The 752-nt window shown below is 64.0% G+C and carries 1 protein-coding gene; it reads left to right on the plus strand.

The window, feature by feature from the left end:
- Positions 1 to 752, plus strand: a 752-nt coding sequence (locus KXC43_RS50300; protein WP_221383438.1) for a carbohydrate ABC transporter permease, incomplete at both ends; no start/stop codon positions are given.

Raw genomic sequence — 752 nt, forward strand, 5'->3', positions numbered from 1 at the left:
GGTTCGTTCGCCTGGGTGTGGTTGCTGATCGTGATGATCCCGCTGTACTGGATCGTGATCACCAGCTTCAAGACCCAGGACAACTACTTCATCACCAACCCGCTGGCGCCGCCGTCGGACCTGACGTTCGCGAACTACACGACCGTGATCGAGAACGACTTCATCCGCTACTTCTTCAACAGCGCGGTGGTCACGATCGGGGCGGTCATCCCGGCCACGGTGATCAGCTTCATGGCCGCGTACGCGATCGTGCGCGGTGTGCACAACCGGTTCCTGCGCGGGGTCAACGCTTTGTTCCTGCTGGGCCTGGCCATCCCGCTGCAGGCGGTGATCATCCCGGTCTATCTGATCATCATCCGGTTGCAGATGTACGACACCCTGGCCGCGATCATCCTGCCCTCGATCGCGTTCGCGATCCCGTTGAGCGTGCTGGTGCTGGGCAATTTCATCCGTGACGTGCCCAAGGAACTGTTCGAGTCGATGCGGATGGACGGCGCGACCGAGTGGGGCACCCTGTGGCGGCTGGCGTTCCCGCTGACCCGCCCGGCCCTGGTCACGGTGATCATCTACAACGGGCTGGGCATCTGGAACGGTTTCCTGCTGCCGCTGGTGCTGACCCAGAGCCCCGACCAGCGCACCATCCCGCTCGCGCTGGCCGCCTTCCAGGGCCAGTTCGGTATCAACATCCCCGCCATCGCCGCCTCGGTCGTGCTCACGACCGTCCCGATCGTCCTGCTCTACGCGATCGGCCG

This window comes from Paractinoplanes polyasparticus (assembly GCF_019710575.1).
Lineage (GTDB): Bacteria > Actinomycetota > Actinomycetes > Mycobacteriales > Micromonosporaceae > Actinoplanes > Actinoplanes polyasparticus.